The sequence below is a fragment of the Streptacidiphilus monticola genome, assembly GCF_042658505.1.
Lineage (GTDB): Bacteria > Actinomycetota > Actinomycetes > Streptomycetales > Streptomycetaceae > Streptacidiphilus > Streptacidiphilus monticola.
Genome location: NZ_JBHSQJ010000009.1, coordinates 45,129 through 51,168 on the forward strand (window position 1 = coordinate 45,129; position 6,040 = coordinate 51,168).

The 6,040-nt window shown below is 70.9% G+C and carries 5 protein-coding genes and 1 tRNA gene; 3 read left to right on the forward strand and 3 right to left on the reverse strand.

What is annotated here, in order from left to right; all coding sequences use genetic code 11:
* Positions 1 to 50 precede the first annotated feature (50 nt).
* The gene (locus ACFP3V_RS02990) at positions 51 to 1,418 is read left to right on the forward strand and encodes an NAD(P)/FAD-dependent oxidoreductase (protein ID WP_380579351.1); all 1,368 of its coding nucleotides are present in this window, start codon (positions 51 to 53) and stop codon (positions 1,416 to 1,418) included.
* Between the two features lie 140 nt (positions 1,419 to 1,558).
* Here the strand turns inward: ACFP3V_RS02990 and ACFP3V_RS02995 are convergent, their stop codons facing one another.
* Together ACFP3V_RS02995 and ACFP3V_RS03000 are read right to left on the reverse strand one after the other, a co-directional pair.
* On the reverse strand, positions 1,559 to 4,099 hold the full coding sequence (locus ACFP3V_RS02995; protein WP_380579353.1) for an ABC transporter permease: 2,541 nt from the start codon (positions 4,097 to 4,099) through the stop codon (positions 1,559 to 1,561).
* Between the two features lie 18 nt (positions 4,100 to 4,117).
* Positions 4,118 to 4,918 (reverse strand): ABC transporter ATP-binding protein, encoded by an 801-nt coding sequence (locus ACFP3V_RS03000; protein ID WP_380579355.1) that lies wholly within the window; start codon positions 4,916 to 4,918, stop codon positions 4,118 to 4,120.
* A gap of 239 nt (positions 4,919 to 5,157) precedes the next feature.
* Here ACFP3V_RS03000 and ACFP3V_RS03005 point away from each other — a divergent pair.
* Positions 5,158 to 5,240: transfer RNA gene (locus tag ACFP3V_RS03005), tRNA-Leu, on the forward strand.
* Between the two features lie 158 nt (positions 5,241 to 5,398).
* Here ACFP3V_RS03005 and ACFP3V_RS03010 read toward each other — a convergent pair.
* Complete coding sequence (locus tag ACFP3V_RS03010) at positions 5,399 to 5,617, reverse strand: DUF4287 domain-containing protein (protein WP_380579368.1); 219 nt, start codon at positions 5,615 to 5,617, stop codon at positions 5,399 to 5,401.
* A gap of 89 nt (positions 5,618 to 5,706) precedes the next feature.
* Between ACFP3V_RS03010 and ACFP3V_RS03015 the strand changes: the two genes are divergently transcribed.
* Positions 5,707 to 6,000, forward strand: a complete 294-nt coding sequence (locus ACFP3V_RS03015; protein WP_380579357.1) for a hypothetical protein — start codon at positions 5,707 to 5,709, stop codon at positions 5,998 to 6,000.
* Positions 6,001 to 6,040: the final 40 nt, after the last annotated feature.

Sequence of the window (6,040 nt, forward strand, 5' to 3'; positions counted from 1 at the left end):
GTGAGCAGGCCCACAAAGGCCAGTGTCAGACGTGCTGGATACTTTCGGATATGAGCACCACGGAGCGTCCTCGCATTCTTATCGTCGGCGGTGGTTACGTCGGCCTGTATGCCGCGATGCGCATCCTCAAGAAGATGCGCTACGGCGAAGCGACCGTCACGGTCGTGGACCCGCGGTCGTACATGACGTACCTGCCCTTCCTTCCCGAGGCTGCGGCCGGCAGTGTCGCGCCTCGCAACCTCGTCGCCCCGCTGCGGCGCGTCCTGAAGAAGGCGGAGGTCCTGACGGGTCACGTCACCTCCGTCGACCAGGAGCGCAAGGTTGCCACCGTGCAGCCGGCCGCGGGCGAGGCCTACGAGCTCCCCTTCGACTACCTCGTCGTGGCGATGGGCTCGGTCTCCCGCACCTTCCCGATCCCCGGCCTGGCCGAGCACGGCATCGGCATGAAGTCGGTCGAGGAGGCCATCAGCCTCCGCAACCACGTCATCGCCCAGCTGGACAAGGCCGAGTCCACCAACGACGAGAAGGTGCGCAAGCAGGCGCTGACCTTCGTCGTCATCGGCGGTGGCTTCGCTGGCATCGAGACGATCGCCGAGATCGAGGACATGGCCCGCGACTCCGCGAAGATCTACCACAACGTGAAGCGCGAGGACATGCGCTTCATCGTGGTCGAGGCGGCCAACCGCATCCTCCCCGAGATGGGCCCGGACCTCGGTCTGTGGACCAAGGAGAAGCTCGAGGAGCGCGGCATCGAGATCTACATCGAGACCTCGATGGAGTCCTGCGTCGACAAGCACGTCGTGCTGAAGAACGGCATCGAGGTCGACGCCTCCACCATCGTGTGGACGGCCGGCGTCAAGCCGAACCCGGCGCTGGCGAACTTCGGCCTGCCGCTGGGCCCGCGCGGCCACGTGGACACCAAGCCGACCCTGCAGGTCCAGGGCTTCGACAACGTCTGGGCCGCGGGCGACAACGCCCAGGTGCCGGACCTCGCCGTCGGCGAGGGCGCCTGGTGCCCGCCGAACGCGCAGCACGCGGTGCGCCAGGCGATCGTGCTCGGCGACAACGTCATCTCCGGCATGCGCGGCTTCCCGCAGAAGGAGTACAAGCACAAGAACCTGGGTGCGGTCGCCGGCCTCGGCCTGCACAAGGGCGTGGCGATCCTCTTCGGCAAGTACAAGCTGAAGGGCCGCCCCGCCTGGTGGTTCCACCGCCTGTACCACGGCTCCCGCGTCCCCACGATGAACCGCAAGGTCCGCGTGTTCGCCGACTGGACGCTGGCCATGTTCCTCAAGCGCGAGACGGTCTCCCTGGTGGAGATGGAGAGCCCGCGCGAGACCTTCGTCGAGGCCGCGGCCCCCGCGCCGAAGCCCGTCGAGAAGGCGACCGAGAAGGCCGCTGAGAAGGTCTCTGCGTAAGCAGTCCGACCCCGCGTCCTGATCCGAGCCCGGCAGCGTCGCCGGACCGCGACCGTGGTGCTCATACCGGCACCGCTGCCCACAGGAGGAAGCCCCCGAACCGTTCCGGTTCGGGGGNTGCGTTTCCGGCGTGCGTGCGGCTACTCGGACTTGATGGCCTGGAGCATCCCCAGCCGGGCCGCGCTGCGGGCCGGCCACAGCGCCGCCACCAGGCCGACCAGGCCGGAGGCCAGCAGGAACAGGCCGAGCCGGTCCCAGGGCAGCGAGGTGCCGTAGGCGGCCAGGCTGCCGTGGATGGTGCGGCCCACCGCCCAGGCCAGGAAGGCGCCCACCGCCAGGCCCAGCACTCCGCCGAAGAGCGAGATCACCACCGCCTCCAGGCGGACCATCCGCTTGACCGCCACCCGGTCCAGGCCGACCGCGCGCAGCATGCCGATCTCGCGCTTGCGCTCGAACACCGACATGGCCAGCGTGTTCACCACGCCCAGGACCGCGATCACCACGGCCATCGAGAGCAGACCGTAGAGGATGTTCATGGCCAGCGTGATCACGCTGCTGAAGTCATCCTGCAGCCGCTGCTTGTCGTGCACCTGGATCAGCGGGTTCTGGCCCAGTGCGTCGACGATGGCCTGCTGCTCCCGGTCCGACGCACCGTCAGCCGTCTTCACCAGCACGGCTTTCACGTCCGCGGCGCGGTGGTGGGCGGCCAGCGTGGCGTTCGAGACGGTGGCGTCCTCCAGGTAGATGTTGGACGGATAGGTGCCGACGACGGTGAGCGTCCCGATCGCGGACGCGACCCGGTCGCCGACCGCGACGTGCGCCGCCTTGGCGGCGGACTCCTCGACCATCACCGTGTCCGGCTCGGCCAGCTTCGCCACCGCGCCCGGCTGGGCGCCCACCTTGACCGTCTGCTCGACGGTCGCCGGGTCCACGCCGCTGATCTGCGCGCCGGTCCCGGCCACCCGGAAGTAGTCCCGCTGGATCGGGCTGACCGCGGTGACGCCCGGGGCCTTGGCCACGGCCCGTGCCACGCTGCCGTCCAGGCTGCTGCGATTGGCCATGGAGACCTGGTAGTCGCCACGGAGCTGACTGGTCGTCACCGACTTGATGGTCGTCTGCATCGAGAAGCCGACCACGGTCAGCGCGGTGATCAGCCCGATGCCGATGGTCAGCGCCGAGGCGGTGGCGGCGGTGCGGCGCGGGTTGCGCACCGCGTTCTGCCGCGCCAGTTTGCCGGAGACGCCGAACAACCGGCCCAGCAGCGGCCCGGACAGCGCGATCACCGGGCGCGAGAGCAGCGGCGTCAGCACGAACAGGCCGATCATCGTCAGCGCCGCACCGGCACCCAGCGGGGCGTAGCCGGAGCTGTCGCCCGCCGCCGCGCCGACGGCGACCAGGACGACGCCGAGCGCGCTCAGCGCTGCGCCGATCAGGTTGCGCACCAGCAGGCCGCGCTGGGTCGCCGGGGCGTCCACGCTGGCGAGCGCGGCGACCGGCGGGATCTTCGCGGCGCGGCGGGCGGGCAGCCAGGCGGCCAGCAGGGTGACCAGGACGCCGACGCCCAGGGCGGCGGCCACGGTGGTCGGCGAGATCACCAGCGGTCCGCTGGGCAGGTTGGCTCCGGCGCCGGTGAGCGCGGCCCGCATGCCGACGGCGATGCCGATGCCCACGACGAGTCCGGCGACGCCCGCGAACAGGCCGATGAACAGCGCCTCCAGCTGCACCGACCGGGTCACCTGGCGGCGGCTCGCGCCGATGGCCCGCATCAGCGCCAGCTCACGGGTGCGCTGGGCGACCAGCATGGTGAAGGTGTTGGCGATGATGAAGATGCCGACGAACAGCGCGATCCCGGCGAAGGCCAGCAAGGCGGTGTTGAGCGAGCCGGTGGCGTCCGCGATCTCCTTGGACTGGTCGTCGATCAGCTGCTGCCCGGTGCGGGCCTCGACGCCCTTGCCGTGCGGCAGGACCGCGTCCACCTCGTCCAGCAGCTGCCGCTGACTGGTGCCGGGGGCGGCCCGCAGGTCGATCTGCTGGTAGAAGCCGGGGGCGGCGTAGAGCCTCTGGGCGGTGGCGGTGTCGAACAGCACCAGCGAGCCGCCGGAGTTGACGCTGCCGTCCCTGGTGGCGACGATGCCGGTCAGCCTCGGCGTCAGCACGGGGCCGTTGACGGCGATGCGGACGGTGTCGCCGACGTGGTACCCGCCCTTGTCGGCGGTGGCCTTGTCGAGCGCGATCTGGCCCGCGGCGGTGGGTGCGGCGCCCGCGAGCAGGGTCAGCGAGTCGTCCGAACCGGCGGCGCCGGTCGGGTAGTTGGCACCGGTGGTGGACCAGCCGTCGCCGATCAGCTTGCCCTGCTTGTCGGCGACGCCGGCGAAGCCGTCGACGGAGGCCTTCCAGCCGGCCACTCCGGGCAGCCGGCTCAGCTTCGCCAGCTGGGCCGCGCCGAGCGCGGTGCTGCCGGAGCCGGCGTTGCCGCGGACGCCGCCGCCCTGTCCGTGGTCGGTGATCTGGACGGCGATCCCGGACAGGTCCTTCTTGGCGCTGTTCTTCAGCGCTCCGGCGGCCGTGTCGGTGAACACCAGGGTGCCCGCGACGAAGGCGGTGCCGAGCAGCACCGCCAGGGCGGTCATCAGCAGCCGTCCCTTGTGGGCCAGGACGTTGCGCAGTGCGGTCTTGAACATGACGGTTCTTCAGGCCCCTCAGCTGGTCCGGCCCTTGGCGTCGAACCGGCGCATCCGGTCCAGCACGCTGTCGGCGGTCGGGTCGAACAGCTCGTCCACGATCCGGCCGTCGGCCAGGAAGACGACGCGGTCCGCGTAGGAGGCGGCGACCGGGTCGTGGGTGACCATGACGATGGTCTGGCCGAGCTCGCGGACCGAGGAGCGCAGGAAGGAGAGGATCTCCGCGCCGGAACGGGAGTCCAGGTTGCCGGTGGGCTCGTCGGCGAAGACGATCTCCGGCCGGCTCGCCAGCGCGCGGGCGCAGGCCACGCGCTGCTGCTGGCCGCCGGACAGCTGGGACGGCCGGTGCCCGAGCCGGTCGCGCAGGCCGACGGTGTCGACCACCTGGTTCAGCCACGCCTGGTCGGCCTTGCGGCCGGCGATGTCCATGGGGAGGGTGATGTTCTCCAGCGCGGTGAGCGTGGGCAGCAGGTTGAAGGCCTGGAAGATGAAGCCGATGTGGTCCCGGCGCAGTTTGGTCAGCTGCTTGTCCTTGAGCCCGACCAGCTCGGTGTCGCCGATCCGTGCGGAGCCGGAGGTCACCGAGTCCAGACCGGCCATGCAGTGCATCAGCGTCGACTTGCCGGAGCCCGAGGGCCCCATGATCGCGGTGAACTCGCCCTTGGCGAACTCGACCGAGACCTGGTCCAGGGCGGTCACCCTGGTGTCGCCCTCACCGTAGACCTTCGTCAGGTCTGTGGCGCGGGCCGCGGCGGCGCGCAGGGCTGTGGTGGTCACGGCGGAACTCCGTCTCGGATCGGGGATGGACTCGCCGTCCATCCTCGCCGGGTGATCACACCGTGTAGTCGGCCGCCGGATGTGAGTTGGCGTCATCCTCCGGGATGACGGTGCTCCTCCTCGCCCCTGACCCGGCCCCGGGGAGACCCCTGGCCTCCCGTCCGGCCAAGGCGGGCGGAAAAAGCCGATGGACCGTCAAAAGGCAAGGAAACCAGTCAACTTCCGCGCACTCGTGCGCATCGGGGCTGCTGCTGGGACTAGGCTCAGGGGCAAGGGGATGGGCCCGGATGGTGGAACGCAGACACGGCGAGCTTAAACCTCGCTGGCCGCCAAGGCCGTACCGGTTCGAGTCCGGTTCCGGGCACTTCCATCACCACCGGTGCCCGGCCGTGTCGGCCCGCGCGAGGGCGCGCGGGGGCGTACGCAGGGACGTGCGGGGCCGGCGTGCGGGCTGCTGTGGGGGCTCCGCGCGGAGGCCCGGAGCCCACAGCTGGCGCCGCCGCGGGGTGGTGCGGGGCGGGGTCACATGCGGGCGGCGGCCCGGCGCAGGTCGTACTCGTGGACGATCGCCTTGGCGTAGCCGTGCGAGAGGTTGTACTCGCGGCGCAGCCAGTCGATCTTCTCCTCGCAGCGGATCAGGCTCGGCCCGTCCTCCACGGCCTTCAGCCACTCGCTCAGCGGGCGGCCGGTCACGTCGGGGATGCGGGACAGCAGGTTCTGGTGGGTCTCGGCGGAGTACATGAGGGTCACAAGGCGCCTCCGGATTGAGCGGTCCGTCTCCCGACTGTCCCGCGCGATGCTCCGCTTGGCAACAGGCATAGCCTTGGCGCGTGCCCGATACGACGCTCTTCCTCGCCGCGGCGGAACGCGCCGCGGACCGCTTCCGCGCGATGCCGGCCGGCAAACTCTCCCAACTAGCCCCCGCAGGGCTGAAGTTGGCCCGTGCTTTCGCGAGGATGGCGGGGGCGCCGACGGAGCTTCCGGACGTCGGGATGTACGTCGTCGGCGATCAGATCGCACTGACGGCGCACGATCTGGCGTTCGAGCTGGAGCGCCGCGACGACGAGGACGCGGAGCGGCTTCTGTCCGAGGCCCTGGAGCGCCTTCGGGGCGTAGCCCCGTAAGGGGGCGCGGGGAACTGCGCGACCAGCCCACCACCCGGGG

Coding starts and splice junctions, on each gene's coding strand:
- ACFP3V_RS02995 (WP_380579353.1), bottom strand. CDS start 4,099: ATGTTCAAGACCGCACTGCGCAACGTCCTGGCCCACAAGGGACGGCTG.
- ACFP3V_RS02990 (WP_380579351.1), top strand. CDS start 51: ATGAGCACCACGGAGCGTCCTCGCATTCTTATCGTCGGCGGTGGTTAC.
- ACFP3V_RS03000 (WP_380579355.1), bottom strand. CDS start 4,918: ATGGACGGCGAGTCCATCCCCGATCCGAGACGGAGTTCCGCCGTGACC.
- ACFP3V_RS03010 (WP_380579368.1), bottom strand. CDS start 5,617: ATGTACTCCGCCGAGACCCACCAGAACCTGCTGTCCCGCATCCCCGAC.